At 61.5% G+C, this 13,657-nt stretch carries 13 protein-coding genes and 1 pseudogene; 7 read left to right on the top strand and 7 right to left on the bottom strand.

Features of this window, described 5'->3' with window-relative positions:
* The first annotated feature begins 19 nt into the window (after window positions 1-19).
* Window positions 20-1,387 carry an NAD(P)-dependent oxidoreductase gene (locus ACIP8I_RS25240; protein WP_400764609.1) on the top strand — a complete coding sequence of 456 codons (1,368 nt, stop codon included), beginning with the start codon at window positions 20-22 and terminating at the stop codon, window positions 1,385-1,387.
* Window positions 1,388-2,662 carry an NAD-dependent dihydropyrimidine dehydrogenase subunit PreA gene (preA, locus tag ACIP8I_RS25235; RefSeq protein ID WP_400764607.1) on the top strand — a complete coding sequence of 425 codons (1,275 nt, stop codon included), beginning with the start codon at window positions 1,388-1,390 and terminating at the stop codon, window positions 2,660-2,662.
* A gap of 252 nt (window positions 2,663-2,914) precedes the next feature.
* On the opposite strand, the gene ACIP8I_RS25230 is transcribed toward preA, so the two are convergent.
* Window positions 2,915-3,535 carry a TetR/AcrR family transcriptional regulator gene (locus ACIP8I_RS25230; protein WP_096795914.1) on the bottom strand — a complete coding sequence of 207 codons (621 nt, stop codon included), beginning with the start codon at window positions 3,533-3,535 and terminating at the stop codon, window positions 2,915-2,917.
* Between the two features lie 138 nt (window positions 3,536-3,673).
* On the opposite strand from ACIP8I_RS25230, the gene copC reads away from it, so the two are divergent.
* Entirely contained in the window at window positions 3,674-4,036 is a 363-nt protein-coding gene (gene copC / locus ACIP8I_RS25225; RefSeq protein ID WP_007965268.1) for a copper homeostasis periplasmic binding protein CopC, read from the top strand.
* A 3-nt stretch (window positions 4,037-4,039) separates the two neighbouring features.
* Window positions 4,040-4,897, top strand: a complete 858-nt coding sequence (gene copD / locus ACIP8I_RS25220) for a copper homeostasis membrane protein CopD (protein ID WP_400764606.1) — start codon at window positions 4,040-4,042, stop codon at window positions 4,895-4,897.
* Window positions 4,898-5,018: 121 nt separating this feature from the next.
* Here copD and ACIP8I_RS25215 read toward each other — a convergent pair whose 3' ends face one another.
* From ACIP8I_RS25215 to ACIP8I_RS25195, 5 genes are all read right to left on the bottom strand, one after another.
* Window positions 5,019-6,161 carry an HlyD family secretion protein gene (locus ACIP8I_RS25215; protein WP_400764604.1) on the bottom strand — a complete coding sequence of 381 codons (1,143 nt, stop codon included), beginning with the start codon at window positions 6,159-6,161 and terminating at the stop codon, window positions 5,019-5,021.
* A complete protein-coding gene (locus ACIP8I_RS25210) occupies window positions 6,158-7,813 on the bottom strand; it encodes an MFS transporter (RefSeq protein WP_400764603.1) in 1,656 nt (551 codons plus the stop codon). The genes ACIP8I_RS25215 and ACIP8I_RS25210 overlap by 4 nt, the downstream gene beginning before the upstream one ends.
* Window positions 7,814-7,993: 180 nt before the next feature.
* Window positions 7,994-8,794 carry a sulfite exporter TauE/SafE family protein gene (locus ACIP8I_RS25205; RefSeq protein ID WP_400764601.1) on the bottom strand — a complete coding sequence of 267 codons (801 nt, stop codon included), beginning with the start codon at window positions 8,792-8,794 and terminating at the stop codon, window positions 7,994-7,996.
* Between the two features lie 9 nt (window positions 8,795-8,803).
* Window positions 8,804-10,048 carry an FAD-dependent oxidoreductase gene (locus ACIP8I_RS25200; protein WP_400764600.1) on the bottom strand — a complete coding sequence of 415 codons (1,245 nt, stop codon included), beginning with the start codon at window positions 10,046-10,048 and terminating at the stop codon, window positions 8,804-8,806.
* Between the two features lie 166 nt (window positions 10,049-10,214).
* Window positions 10,215-10,556 carry a helix-turn-helix transcriptional regulator gene (locus tag ACIP8I_RS25195; protein ID WP_007965280.1) on the bottom strand — a complete coding sequence of 114 codons (342 nt, stop codon included), beginning with the start codon at window positions 10,554-10,556 and terminating at the stop codon, window positions 10,215-10,217.
* Between the two features lie 90 nt (window positions 10,557-10,646).
* Between ACIP8I_RS25195 and ACIP8I_RS25190 the strand changes: the two genes are divergently transcribed.
* Window positions 10,647-11,510 carry an MBL fold metallo-hydrolase gene (locus tag ACIP8I_RS25190; RefSeq protein ID WP_400764599.1) on the top strand — a complete coding sequence of 288 codons (864 nt, stop codon included), beginning with the start codon at window positions 10,647-10,649 and terminating at the stop codon, window positions 11,508-11,510.
* Window positions 11,511-11,619: 109 nt separating this feature from the next.
* On the opposite strand, the gene bkdR is transcribed toward ACIP8I_RS25190, so the two are convergent.
* Window positions 11,620-12,108 carry a Bkd operon transcriptional regulator BkdR gene (gene bkdR / locus ACIP8I_RS25185; protein WP_025111414.1) on the bottom strand — a complete coding sequence of 163 codons (489 nt, stop codon included), beginning with the start codon at window positions 12,106-12,108 and terminating at the stop codon, window positions 11,620-11,622.
* 185 nt (window positions 12,109-12,293) lie between these two features.
* Here bkdR and ACIP8I_RS25180 point away from each other — a divergent pair, with 185 nt between their 5' ends.
* A complete protein-coding gene (locus tag ACIP8I_RS25180) occupies window positions 12,294-13,529 on the top strand; it encodes a 3-methyl-2-oxobutanoate dehydrogenase (2-methylpropanoyl-transferring) subunit alpha (RefSeq protein WP_007952906.1) in 1,236 nt (411 codons plus the stop codon).
* A 1-nt stretch (window position 13,530) separates the two neighbouring features.
* A pseudogene (locus tag ACIP8I_RS25175) lies at window positions 13,531-13,657 on the top strand (alpha-ketoacid dehydrogenase subunit beta); the annotation flags it as partial.

Here is a 13,657-nt window from a genome sequence, read left to right as displayed (position 1 = left end):
AACCGTGAGGCAAAAAACCGTGATCGAGACCCTGAACCATCTCCCGCATCCGCACGAAAGCGCGGCCGCCCTCGCCGGTCATTTCACTGATCTGGCGCCACCGCTCAACGCCCGGCAGGCGCATCTGGAAGCCTCGCGCTGCCTGTATTGCTACGACGCGCCATGCGTCAACGCGTGCCCCAGCGAGATCGATATTCCGTCGTTCATCCGCAATATCCATCAGGACAACGTGCCCGGTGCGGCGCAGAAAATCCTTTCGGCGAACATCCTCGGCGGCAGTTGTGCGCGGGTCTGCCCGACGGAAATCCTCTGCCAGCAAGCCTGCGTGCGCAACAACGCCCAGGAATGCGCGCCGGTGCTGATCGGCCTGCTGCAGCGCTACGCCGTGGACAACGCGCACTTCACCGAGCACCCGTTCCAGCGCGCCGCCGCTACCGGCAAACGCATCGCCGTGGTCGGTGCCGGGCCGGCGGGTTTGTCCTGCGCCCACCGCAGTGCCATGCACGGGCATGACGTGGTGATTTTCGAAGCACGGGAGAAGGCTGGCGGCCTTAATGAATACGGGATCGCCAAGTACAAACTGGTCGACGACTACGCGCAGAAAGAGCTGGATTTCCTTTTGCAGATCGGTGGTATCGAAATCCGTCATGGGCAGAAACTCGGCGAGAATCTGACCCTCAGCGAACTGCATCAGCAGTTCGACGCCGTGTTCCTCGGCCTCGGCCTCAATGCCAGCAAACAGCTCGGTCTGCCCCACGAAGACGCCCCCGGCCTGCTCGCCGCCACCGACTACATCCGCGAACTGCGCCAAGCCGATGACCTGACGCAACTGCCACTGGCTGAGCGCTGCATCGTCCTCGGCGCCGGCAACACCGCGATCGACATGGCCGTGCAAATGGCCCGCCTGGGAGCGCGTGACGTGAATCTGGTGTATCGCCGGGGCGCGGCGGACATGGGCGCCACCGGTCACGAACAAGACATCGCCAAGGCCAATCAGGTGCGCCTGCTGACCTGGGCGCAACCGCAGGAAGTGCTGCTCGACGCGCAAGGCAAGGTGCGCGGCATGCGTTTCGCCCGCACGCAACTGGTCGACGGTCGTCTGCAAACCACTGGCGAAACCTTTGAGCTGGCCACCGACGCGATCTTCAAAGCCATCGGCCAGGCCTTCGACAGCAGCGCCCTCGCCGACCCGCTGGCCCGCGAACTCAAGCGTCAGGGCGAACGGATTCAGGTCGACGGCAACCTGCGCACCAGCATTCCCGGCGTGTATGCCGGTGGCGACTGCACCAGCCTTGATCAGGACCTCACCGTGCAAGCCGTACAGCACGGCAAACGCGCCGCCGAGGCGATCAACGCACAACTGATGCTCAACGTGGAGGCTGCGTAAATGGCCGATCTCTCGATTGTCTTCGCCGGTATCAAAGCCCCCAATCCGTTCTGGCTGGCCTCCGCGCCGCCGACCGACAAGGCCTACAACGTGGTCCGTGCCTTCGAGGCCGGCTGGGGTGGCGTGGTCTGGAAAACCCTCGGTGAGGATCCGGCAGCGGTCAACGTCTCGTCGCGCTACTCGGCGCACTACGGCAGCAACCGCGAAGTACTGGGCATCAACAACATCGAACTGATCACCGACCGCTCGCTGGAGATCAACCTGCGCGAAATCACTCAGGTCAAGAAGGACTGGCCGGATCGTGCACTGATCGTTTCGCTGATGGTGCCGTGCGTTGAGGAATCGTGGAAACACATCCTGCCGCTGGTGGAAGCCACCGGTGCCGATGGCATCGAGCTGAATTTCGGTTGCCCGCACGGCATGCCCGAGCGCGGCATGGGCGCGGCGGTCGGTCAGGTGCCGGAGTACGTCGAGCAGGTCACTCGGTGGTGCAAGACCTATTGCTCGCTACCGGTGATCGTCAAGCTGACGCCGAACATCACCGACATCCGTGTCGCCGCCCGCGCGGCCCATCGCGGTGGCGCCGATGCGGTGTCGCTGATCAACACCATCAACTCGATCACCAGCGTCGATCTGGAACACATGGTCGCCCTGCCCACCGTCGGCAGCAAGAGCACCCACGGTGGTTATTGCGGTTCGGCGGTCAAGCCGATTGCACTGAACATGGTCGCCGAAATTGCCCGTGATCCGCAGACCCAAGGCCTGCCGATCTGCGGTATCGGCGGCATCGGCAGCTGGCGTGACGCGGCGGAGTTCATGGCGCTGGGCAGCGGCGCGGTGCAGGTGTGCACGGCGGCGATGCTGCATGGCTTCCGGATTGTCGAGGAAATGAAGGACGGGCTGTCGCGCTGGATGGACAGTCAGGGTTACGCCAATATCGCCGAGTTTTCCGGGCGCGCGGTGGGCAATACCACCGACTGGAAGTACCTCGACATCAACTATCAGGTGATCGCCAGGATCGACCAGGACGCGTGCATCGGTTGCGGGCGCTGCCACATTGCCTGCGAAGACACTTCACACCAGGCGATCAGCAGCCTGAAACAGGCCGACGGCACGCATAAATATGAAGTGATCGATGATGAGTGTGTGGGGTGTAACTTGTGCCAGATCACTTGTCCGGTGGCGGACTGTATCGAGATGGTGCCGATGGAGACCGGCAAGCCGTTTCTGGACTGGAATCATGATCCGAGGAATCCTTACCACGTTGCCGTCTAGATCGCCGGCTGATCCAACAGCCCCCCTCACCCTAACCCTCTCCCAAAGGGAGAGGGGACTGATTGGGGGATATTTCAGAAATCCACGGACTTGAGCGATTTACTTTGAATCCATAATCGATACATGCACAGGCACGGACGGCTTTTTGAGTCCATATTCGACTGGATTTTTCAGGTCGATGTAACTCGCAAGACACCTCGGTCGGCCCCCTCTCCCTCCGGGAGAGGGTTGGGGTGAGGGTCAGCTCTTGCTTCAGGGCTCCAACCCGATCCCGCGCAATATCACACTGGTCACCGTCTGCACTGCCCGCTCGAACTGCATGTCCGACAGCGGCTGATGCTCGTTCAGAATATTCACCTGATGATCGAAGTCGGCGTAATGCTGGGTCGAGGCCCAGATCATGTACAGCAGGCTCGACGGCTCCACCGGCAGAATCCGCTTGTCCTCGACCCACTGGCGGATCTTCGCTTCCTTCATTTTCGCCCAGTCGTACAGGCTCAGATCCAGCGCCTCACCGAGGGTCGGTGCGCCGTGGATGATCTCGTTGGCCCAGACTTTCGAGCCGTGCGGCCGGCTGCGCGAGTGGTTCATCTTGGCGCGGATGTAGCTGCTGAGCACCACCCGTGGGTCGTCAAACATCTCGAAGCACAGCGCGTCCTGCTTCCACACTTCCAGCAGGTCGAACAGCACGGCGCTGTACAGCTCGCTCTTGGTCGAAAAGTAGTAATGCAGGTTGGAACGCGGCAGTTGCACTTCGGCAGCGATGTCGGCCATGGCGGTGCCGCCGAAGCCTTTTTCGGCGAAGACTTTTTCCGCCGCCAGCAGGATTTTCTCGACGTTACTGCGACGGATCTCGATCTTGTGATTGCCCATGAGGGCTCCCTGACAACAGCGTTGCCCAAGACTAGCATCCGCTCTGGGGCGCGGGCGACCGTTGCAAACAAAACTTCGTATGAAGGTCGGCGCATGGCTAAACTGACGCTTCTTTGTCCTGCCTCAGAGGTATCCGCGATGCTGTTCAAGAACGTCCTGACCACCACTGCCCTGCTCGCTTCGCTGTTCGCCGCATCTTCGGTTTTCGCCCACGCCCATCTGAAGAGTGCGACCCCGGCCGCCGACAGCACCGTCGCCGCGCCGGCCGATCTGCGCCTGACCTTTTCTGAAGGCGTCGAAGCCAGTTTCACCAAAGTCAGCCTGACCCACGATGGCGCCCCGGTCGCAATCAAACCGCTGACCACCGAAGGCGACAAGAAAACCCTGATCGTCACCCCGGCCGCACCTCTGAGTGCCGGTGAGTACAAAGTCGAATGGCACGCAGTGTCGGTCGACACGCACAAGAGCGAAGGCGCCTACCAGTTCAAGGTTGGCCAGTAATTCATGAGTGAAACGCTGGTGCTGTGCCGCTTTGTGCATTTCAGCGCGGTGTTGATGCTGTTCGGCACCTGGCTGTTTCAACCGTTATTGCTCAAGTCGCCAGTGCCGGCGCTGGATCGGCTTCTGGCACGACTGGCGCGCTGGCTGACGGCGATTGCGCTGGTCAGCGGCGTGACCTGGGCGCTGTTGATCACCGCGAGCATGGCCGGTTCGGCGGCGGCAGCGTTCGATCCGCACACGATTGGCGTGGTGCTGGGCAATACGTTTTTCGGTCAGGTCTGGCGTTGGCATCTGCTGATCAACGCGCTGTTGCTGGCGTTGCTGTTCACCCCGTGGCGCTCGAACCTGGCGTTGCGCCTGGGCCTGAGTGCGCTGCTCCTGGCGACCTTGGCGCCAGTGGGTCACGGCGCGATGCTCGATGGGCTCAGCGGGCAACTGCTGATTCTCAATCAGATCGTTCATCTGACATGCGTGGCGGCGTGGCTCGGCGGGCTGTTGCTGCTGGTGTTGATCCTGCACCAGCCGGGCGAAGCGATGGGCACAATCCTGCAGCGCTTCAGCGGCGTCGGTTATGCGATTGTCGGCGGGCTGCTGATCACCGGGCTGATCAATGTGCGCGTGCTGACCGGGCAATGGTGGCCAACGCCGTTGTTCAGCGGGTTTGCGTTGATCCTGCTGATCAAGGCGCTGATGGTGCTGGGCATGCTTGGCTTGGCGCTGTTCAACCGCTTGCGAATTGATGATTGCCAGCAGCGCATGGGCGCGCTCAAACGCAGTGTGGTGCTGGAGTGGTTGTTGGGGATGGGCGCTGTGGCGGCCGTTTCCCTGCTCGGTACCCTGCCGCCGATGATTGCTGCCTGAAAGCACCGCGACTCCCTTGTAGGAGTGAGCCTGCTCGCGATAGCGGTATATCAGTAAACACTTCAGTGACTGACACAACGCTATCGCGAGCAGGCTCACTCCTACAGGGGCTCTGTGGAGGTCAATGCGGTTGTGTGTCACCCGCTGCGGTGTCGATGCTGACCACCACCGACATCCCCGGGCGCAAGCGTTCCTCTTCCTGCTGCCCTTCATCAATGGTGATCCGCACCGGCACGCGCTGGGCGATTTTCACGAAGTTGCCGGTGGCGTTGTCGGCCTGCAACAGGGCGAATTCCGAACCGGTGCCCGGCGAGATGTGCTGCACGTGGCCGGTGAACTTGCGGTGGTTCAGCGCATCGACAGTGAAACGCACCGGTTGCCCGACCCGTACGTTGTCCATCTGGGTTTCCTTCATGTTGGCGATCACCCATTTCTGGTTCGGCACCAGCGCCATCAACTGTGCCCCGGAGTTGACGTAGGCGCCCAGGCGCACGCCGATCTGCCCGAGCTGGCCGTCACGCGGGGCAACGATGCGGGTGTTCGACAAGTCGATCCGCGCCAGTTGCACCGCCGCTTCAGCGCTGGCAACCGCGGCTTCCAGCGAACCGCGATTGACGATCACCGTCTGCAGGTCCTGCCGGGCGATTTCCAGATTGGCCTTGGCCTGCGCCACCGCTGCAATGCTCTGCGCATTGGCCGCGAGCGCCACGTCCATCTCGCGTTTCGACACCGAGCCGTCACTCACCAGCTCCTTGTTACGCCGTAGATCCGCCTCGCTTTTGCGCAACTGTGCTTCACTGTCGGCCACCACGGCCTGACGCAACTTGATCGTTGCCTCGGCGCTGTTGCGTTGCTGCACCACGTTGGCCAGCGCAGCCTTCTGCACCGCCAGTTGTGCCAGCGACTGGTCGAGGCGCTGCTGATAAATCCGGTCATCCAGTCGCACCAGCAAGTCGCCGGTCTTCACGTACTGGAAGTCCTGCACCGGCACTTCGAACACGTAACCGCTGAGCTGCGGGCCGATGATCGTCACCTGGCCGCGCACCAGGGCGTTTTCGGTGGTTTCGACCGCGCTGCTGAACGGCGGCAACTGCCAGGCGTAGAGCACGATCAGCACGCCGACGATGGCAATCGCGGCAAAACCCAGCGACGAGATGATGCGCACCCGCAGCGAACGCGGCTCGGTGTTCGGCGAGGGCGTCGGTGCCACGCCTTCCGGGGTGGCGGCGATGGCATTGGTGGTTGTGGTGGTCGGTTCGGTCATGAATGGGAGGCACCGCTAGGAGGTACGGAAGGCGCTGGGTCGACGGCTTTGGTGGTGCTCATCAGCCACAGCGCACGAATGGACAGCCAGATCATGGTCAGCACCGCAATCACGGCGATCAGCATGAATACATCGTTATAGGCCAGCACGTTGGCTTCGCGAGTGGCCGCGTTGGACAGGCTGCGAATCCCGGCCAGATTGCGCAGGCTCGGATCGGCCAGCAAGGATCCGTAAGCTGACCCGCCGCTCTGCACACGGGCAGCCACCAACGGATCGGACAGCGCAAGGTGTTCGACCAGATGACTGGAATGAAATTTCTCGCGCACGATCTGGAACGTGCCCAACAACGCCGCGCCGAGCAAGCCGCCGAGGTTGTTGCAGATCCCGAACAACACCGAAAAACTCACCAGATTGCGTGGGTTGGTCAGCACGTTGCGGGTGCCGAACACCATGGTCGGGCCGAGGAAAAACGTGCTGCCGAAGGCCAGCAGAAACTGGCTGAAATACAGGTTTTGCGGGCGGGTCAGGTTGTTGGAAAAGCTGTCCATCACGGAACCGGTTGCCATCAGCGCCAGCGAGATGATCAGCGGCATCAACAAGTGCTTGGGATCGATGGTCAGCGCGCTGGTCGCCAGCCCGGCGACGCTGCCGATCAGCATCACCACATAAAGGCTGTGCAGCTGCTCGTAGCCCATGTTGAGGTTCTGCATGAAGCCGACGGCGCCAGTGGATTGCTCCGAAGTGACCATGCGAATCAGGGTCACCGCCAGCGCGAGACGGATCATCGTGCCGCTGCCGAGCCAACGGGTCATCAGCATCGGGTTGCTGCGATTGTGCTCAATCGCCAGGCCGGCGAGGATCAACGCAATCGAGGCGGCCAGCGCGTAGCCGATCCAGTTCGCCTCCAGCCACCAGTCGATGCGCCCCAGCGACAACACCGCACACAGCAGTGCCACGCCGCTGGCGAGAATCGCGAAGGTGAGAAAATCCAGCGGTTCGAAGGTTTTGAAGCGGTCACCGGGCGGCAACTTGAGCATCAAAACGCAGCCCAGCGACAGCAAGGCCATGCCCAGTTCGAACAGGTACAAACCGCGCCATTCGGCAATCTGCAGCAAGTCTTCGGAAAACAGTCGCGCCAGCGGCAGGGCCAGTTGCGAGGCGCCCAGACCCAGCACCAGTGCCTTGAGCCGCCACTTGGCCGGGAACGCCTGGATCATGTAATACAGGCCCAGCGAACTCAACGCCGCGCCCACCATGCCGTGCGCCGCCCGCACCGCAATGGCCGAGTTCAGATCGTTGACGAACAGATGACCGAAGGTCACCAGCGCATACAGCACCAGAAACACCTCGGTGAAGGCGCGCAGGCCGAACTGCTGGCGAAACTTCACCAGCAGCAGGTTCATCGACACGTTGGTCATCACGTACGCGGCCGGCAGCCAGGCCATCTCCGCCGTGGTCGCGCCGAGCGCGCCTTGCAGATAAGGCAGGTTGGCGACCACCAGCGAGTTACCCAGACCGCCGGTCACCGCCACCAGCAGCCCGACCAGCGCATAGGCCAGCCGCTTGCGGTTGGAGTGCAGCGGCGTCGAGGGGGAACCGGGCAGACTGGGCTTCTCGTGCGGCTGCCAGGTGCGCGGGGCGTATCGATCCATTGAGAGGCCTTGTCTGGGGATGTCTGAGTTTGCCGCAATCAACGACAAAACACACATCCCCTGTAGGAGTGAGCCTGCTCGCGATAGCGCAGTGTCAGTCAGCATCAATGTTGAATACTAAACCGCTATCGCGAGCAGGCTCACTCCTACAGGGGCAAATGTTGGGCGGTTTTTTTTGTATCAGGCGCGCAGCAGCATGTAGGCCGCGACCACCAGGCACACACTGGCAAACCCCACCTGCAACGCCCGCGCCGGCACCCGCGCGCATAATTTGCGGCCGATGATCATGCCGACGATGCTGGCGACAATGAACGCCGCGCCAAGGCTGTCGATGCGCACCCCGGCATGAAACGCGCCGATCACGCCAATCGCCGAAATCAGGCTGATGACCATCAGCGAGGTCGCAACGATGCCGCGCATCTGCACGTCGGTCAGTTGCTTGAACGCCGGGACGATGAGGAAGCCACCGCCGACGCCGAGCAAGCCCGAGACCACGCCGGTCACCGCACCCAGCGCCGCCAGGGTCGCAGTACATTTGGCGGTCCAGTCGAAACGACCGGTCTCTTCATTAAGCATGCAGTTCTTCTGCCCCCAACTCGCGTGGCCGTGATCGCTCGGTCCCGTTTGCGCACGCTCACGGCGCAGCATGCGCCAGGCCACCATGACCATCAGCAGACTGAAGAGGATCATCAGGATCTTCTCCGGCAACTGGTGCGCAAAGTAGATGCCCAGCGGCGAAAACAGCGCGCCGAGCGCGGCAATCAGCAGCGCCGCGCGATAGCGCACCAGGCCATGGCGCAAACCGTCGATCGCCCCGACTGCCGCCGCACTGCCGACGGCGAACAACGCCACGGGCGCGGCCTGGGTCATGCTCCAGCCGAGGCCAAGCACCAGCGCCGGCACCGCGAGAATCCCGCCGCCCGCGCCGGTCAGCCCGAGAATCAACCCCATCACCACGCCAAACAGACTTGCCAGCAACATAGGGAGTTCTCAGTCGACTTTGGACAAACCGGTCAGCCACTCGCGGCCCTTGAGCATGCCGTTCCAGTAGAACCACGGCAGCAACGTCGCCTTGAGAAACCACGCCGAGCGGCGCGGCACGGTCGCATCGAGGGCGAAGGTCGGCAGCAACTTCCCGCCGTAGCCGAACTCGGCGAGGATCACCTTGCCCTTCTCCACCGTCAGCGGGCACGAACCGTAACCGTCGTACTTCAGTGGCAACGGTTGTTGTTTGCGCAGGGCCAGCAGGTTTTCCGCGACCACCACAACCTGCTTGCGCACCGCCGCAGCGGTTTTCGCATTCGTGGTGCCGCAGATATCACCGAGGCCGAACACCTCGGGGTAACGCAGATGCTGCAGGCTGTGCGGATTGACTTCGCACCAGCCGGCGGCGTCGGCCAGCGGGCTTTGGGCGATGAAATCCGGCGCGACTTGCGGCGGCACCACGTGCAGCAGATCGAAGGTTTTCGCCTGCGTGGTGATGTTGCCGTCAGCGTTCTTGACCTCGAACCACGCGGTTTTCGCCGGGCCGTCGACCTTGACCAGATTGCTGTTGAAGGCCAGGTGCGCGTTGTATTTCTCGATGTACTTCATCAGCGGCGGGACGAACGTCGCGACACCGAACAGCGCCGCGCCGGCCAGATTGAATTCGACGTTGATGTTGTTCAGCACGCCGGATTTGCGCCAGTGGTCGCACGACAGGTACAACGCCTTCTGCGGCGCCCCGGCGCATTTGATCGGCATCGCCGGCTGGGTGAACAGCGCCTTGCCGCCGCGCAGTTTCTGTACCTGATCCCAGGTGTACTGCGCATGCTGATAGCTGTAGTTGGAGGTCACGCCGTGCTGGCCGAGGCTTTCCTGCAGGCCTTCGATCTTCTCCCAGGCCAGCCGCAGGCCGGGGCAAACGATCAGGTTCTGGTAAGTGACGGTGCGTTGATCGTTGAGGGTGAGTTGACGCGTGTCGGGATCAATCGCGGTGACTGCCGCCTGAATCCAGGTGGCCTGACGCGGCATCACCTTGCTCATCGGCCTTGCGGTGTCCTTGACGTCGAAGGCGCCACCGCCGACCAGCGTCCACGCCGGTTGGTAGTAATGCTGGGCGCTCGGTTCGATCACGGTGATGTTCAGCGAGGGATCACGCTTGAGCAGACTGGCGACGAAGCCGATGCCGGCGCTGCCGCCGCCGATGACCACGATGTCTGCACTGATGGATGGGCCCCAGTGTTGATCGTTCATTGCTTGTTCCTTATTGCTGCATGCAAGGATTTTCCGGCCATCGCACCAATCCATTGTAGGAGTGAGCCTGCTCGCGATAGCGGTATGTCAGTCTGTGAAGATGTTGGCTGATACACCGCTATCGCGAGCAGGCTCACTCCTACAGTAATTGTGTGGTGGCTGACATTTATTGATGGCCCAGACTTTTCAGCACCGCCCCGCAATACAACCCGGACAGGGTCTTCATCACCTGAATCACTTCAGGGCTGGCCAGTCCGTAGAAGATGTATTTGCCTTCACGACGGGTCGCCACCAGCCCTTCATCACGCAGGATGCCCAGTTGCTGGGACAGGGTCGGCTGGCGCACGCCGGTCATTTTCTCCAGTTCGCCGACGTTGCGCTCGCCCTGAGTCAACTGGCACAGAATCAACAGGCGATCTTCATTGGCCAGCGCCTTGAGCAGCGCGCAGGCCTTGGAGGCGGACGCCCGCAATTGGGCGACTTCACATTCGGTCAGACTGGATTGCATTTGCACGATGCCTTGAACGTCACTTAAGCTGCGAACATTATGTTTTTAGATAAAGTGTTGCAACCCATTTCCCCGTTCAGGTTGGTGTCCATGCCCGCGCAGATTGAAGCTTTCCTCGACCCCGCCTCCTCGACCTACAGCTATGTGGTCTATGAAGCTGATGGCGGGCAGTGTGCAATCGTCGATCCGGTGCTCGATTACGACGGCGCCGCCGGACGCACCTGCACCATGCAGGCCGATAAAATCATCGCCTTCGTCCGTGAACACAGCTTGCAGGTGCAATGGCTGCTGGAAACCCACGCCCACGCCGATCACCTGTCCGCCGCGCCGTACCTGCGCCGCGAACTGGGCGGCAAGATCGCCATCGGCCAGTCGATCAGCAAGGTGCAGAACGTGTTCAAGGCGCTGTTCAACCTGGAACCGGAATTCTGCGTCGACGGCTCGCAGTTCGATCACCTGTTCGCGCCGAACGAGTCGTTCATGATCGGCAATCTCAAGGCCACCGCCTTGCACGTCCCCGGCCACACCCCGGCAGACATGGCCTACCTGATCGACGGCGAACAGATTCTGGTCGGCGACACGCTGTTCATGCCCGACGTCGGCACCGCCCGCTGCGACTTCCCCGGCGGTGACGCGCATCAGCTGTTCAACTCGATCCACAAACTGCTGGCCTTCCCGGCCAGCGTCAAACTCTACGTCTGCCACGACTACCCGCCCGAAGGCCGCGCTGCGCAGTGTCAGACCACTGTTGGCGAACAGCGTCTGAGCAATATTCATGTGCATGACGGGATCGATGAGGCGGCGTTTGTCGAGATGCGTACAAAGCGTGACGCCGGGCTGGGCATGCCGACGTTGTTGTTGCCGGCGATTCAGGTGAATGTGCGGGCGGGGAATTTTCCGGCGGCCGAGGATAATGGTGTCGTGTATTTGAAGGTGCCGATCAACAAGCTCTAGAAGCAAAAGATCGCAGCCTGCGGCAGCTCCTACAGAGGAACGCATTCCAATTTTGACGGGAAACGCGTTCTCCGTGTAGGAGCTGCCGCAGGCTGCGATCTTTTGCTCTTCATGCCCCCAACGTCAAACCATTCGCCGGCAACGGCAACGCCGTCTTGTAGCGCACCTGCTTCAAGGCAAAACTCGACCGGATATTCGCCACCCCCGGCACCTTGGTCAGAAAATCCATCATAAAGCGCTCCAGCGACTGAATCGTCGGCACCAGCACCCGGATCAGATAGTCCGGGTCGCCGGCCATCAGGTAGCACTCCATCACCTCGGGGCGGTCGGAAATCGCCTCTTCGAAATGCTGCAACGCCTCCTCGACCTGTTTCTCCAGGCTGACGTGAATGAACACGTTCACGTGCAGGCCCAGCAGATCGGCATCCAGCAGCGTCACCTGCTCGCGAATCAGCCCTAATTCCTCCATCGCCTTGACCCGGTTGAAACACGGGGTCGGCGACAGATTCACCGAACGCGCAAGGTCGGCGTTGGTGATGCGCGCGTTCTCCTGAAGGCTGTTGAGAATGCCGATGTCGGTACGGTCCAGTTTGCGCATGAGACAAAACCACCTGTTTTTTATGTTTATGCAGAATTTCTATCTGCAAATCGTCTCCAGCGCAACGAAACAGAGAGAAATATTCTTCTGGCCCGGGCCTATGATTGTTGTAGGACAAGATTTCTTTCACCCAAGAATGATTGCCAGCTCACTACAAGAAATTCACAAGATCGAGCGTAGAAGCCATGACCCAAGCGTATGAACCGCTGCGTCTGCACGTCCCTGAACCTTCGGGCCGCCCAGGCTGCAAAACCGACTTCTCCTACCTGCATCTGACCGATGCCGGCACGGTGCGCAAACCTTCCATTGACGTAGAACCCGCCGACACCGCCGACCTGGCCCGTGGGCTGATTCGCGTGCTCGACGATCAGGGCAACGCCCTCGGCCCCTGGGCTGAAAACGTGCCGGTCGAGATCCTGCGCAAGGGCATGCGCGCCATGCTCAAGACGCGGATCTACGACAACCGCATGGTGGTCGCCCAGCGGCAGAAAAAAATGTCGTTCTACATGCAAAGCCTTGGTGAGGAAGCCATCGGCAGCGCCCAGGCCCTGGCCCTGAACATCGACGACATGTGCTTCCCGACCTACCGTCAGCAAAGCATCCTGATGGCTCGCGACGTACCGCTGGTCGACCTGATCTGCCAACTGCTGTCCAACGAGCGCGATCCGCTCAAGGGCCGGCAGTTGCCGATCATGTATTCGGTCAAGGACGCCGGTTTCTTCACCATCTCCGGCAACCTCGCCACTCAGTTCATTCAGGGCGTGGGCTGGGGCATGGCCTCGGCGATCAAGGGCGATACCAAAATCGCTTCGGCCTGGATCGGTGACGGCGCCACCGCCGAATCGGACTTCCACACCGCCCTCACCTTCGCCCACGTTTACCGCGCGCCGGTGATCCTCAATGTGGTCAACAACCAGTGGGCGATCTCGACCTTCCAGGCCATCGCCGGGGGTGAAGCCACCACTTTCGCCGGACGCGGCGTTGGTTGCGGCATCGCCTCGCTGCGGGTCGATGGCAACGATTTCTACGCGGTGTACGCCGCTTCCGCCTGGGCTGCCGAACGTGCCCGGCGCAACCTCGGCCCGACCATGATCGAATGGGTCACCTACCGCGCCGGCCCGCACTCGACCTCCGACGATCCATCCAAATACCGGCCTGCTGACGACTGGAGCCACTTCCCGCTGGGCGACCCGATTGCCCGCCTGAAGCAGCACCTGATCAAGGTCGGCCACTGGTCGGAAGAAGAGCACGCCGCCGTCAGCGCCGAGCTCGAAGCCGAAGTGATTGCCGCGCAGAAACAGGCCGAACAGTACGGCACCCTCGCCGGCGGGCAGATTCCGAGCGCTGCGACCATGTTCGAAGACGTCTACAAAGAGATGCCGGAGCACTTGAAGCGCCAGCGTCAGCAGTTGGGGATCTGACATGAACGATCTCAACAACAAAACTCAGTTGGAAACCGCCATGACCACGACCACCATGACCATGAACCAGTCCCTGCGCTCGGCCATGGATGAGATGCTGCAGCGTGACGACAATGTCGTGGTGTTCG

The sequence above is a fragment of the Pseudomonas sp. NPDC088414 genome, from assembly GCF_044753325.1.
Classification (GTDB): Bacteria; Pseudomonadota; Gammaproteobacteria; order Pseudomonadales; family Pseudomonadaceae; genus Aquipseudomonas.
This window is presented reverse-complemented; position numbering and strand designations above follow the sequence as displayed.

Excerpts from the sequence above, each read along its gene's own strand:
- preA (WP_400764607.1), top strand. The coding sequence starts at position 1,388 with ATGGCCGATCTCTCGATTGTCTTCGCCGGTATCAAAGCCCCCAATCCG.
- ACIP8I_RS25230 (WP_096795914.1), bottom strand. The coding sequence starts at position 3,535 with ATGGGCAATCACAAGATCGAGATCCGTCGCAGTAACGTCGAGAAAATC.
- copC (WP_007965268.1), top strand. The coding sequence starts at position 3,674 with ATGCTGTTCAAGAACGTCCTGACCACCACTGCCCTGCTCGCTTCGCTG.
- copD (WP_400764606.1), top strand. The coding sequence starts at position 4,040 with ATGAGTGAAACGCTGGTGCTGTGCCGCTTTGTGCATTTCAGCGCGGTG.
- ACIP8I_RS25215 (WP_400764604.1), bottom strand. The coding sequence starts at position 6,161 with ATGACCGAACCGACCACCACAACCACCAATGCCATCGCCGCCACCCCG.
- ACIP8I_RS25210 (WP_400764603.1), bottom strand. The coding sequence starts at position 7,813 with ATGGATCGATACGCCCCGCGCACCTGGCAGCCGCACGAGAAGCCCAGT.
- ACIP8I_RS25205 (WP_400764601.1), bottom strand. The coding sequence starts at position 8,794 with ATGTTGCTGGCAAGTCTGTTTGGCGTGGTGATGGGGTTGATTCTCGGG.
- ACIP8I_RS25200 (WP_400764600.1), bottom strand. The coding sequence starts at position 10,048 with ATGAACGATCAACACTGGGGCCCATCCATCAGTGCAGACATCGTGGTC.
- ACIP8I_RS25195 (WP_007965280.1), bottom strand. The coding sequence starts at position 10,556 with ATGCAATCCAGTCTGACCGAATGTGAAGTCGCCCAATTGCGGGCGTCC.
- ACIP8I_RS25190 (WP_400764599.1), top strand. The coding sequence starts at position 10,647 with ATGCCCGCGCAGATTGAAGCTTTCCTCGACCCCGCCTCCTCGACCTAC.
- bkdR (WP_025111414.1), bottom strand. The coding sequence starts at position 12,108 with ATGCGCAAACTGGACCGTACCGACATCGGCATTCTCAACAGCCTTCAG.
- ACIP8I_RS25180 (WP_007952906.1), top strand. The coding sequence starts at position 12,294 with ATGACCCAAGCGTATGAACCGCTGCGTCTGCACGTCCCTGAACCTTCG.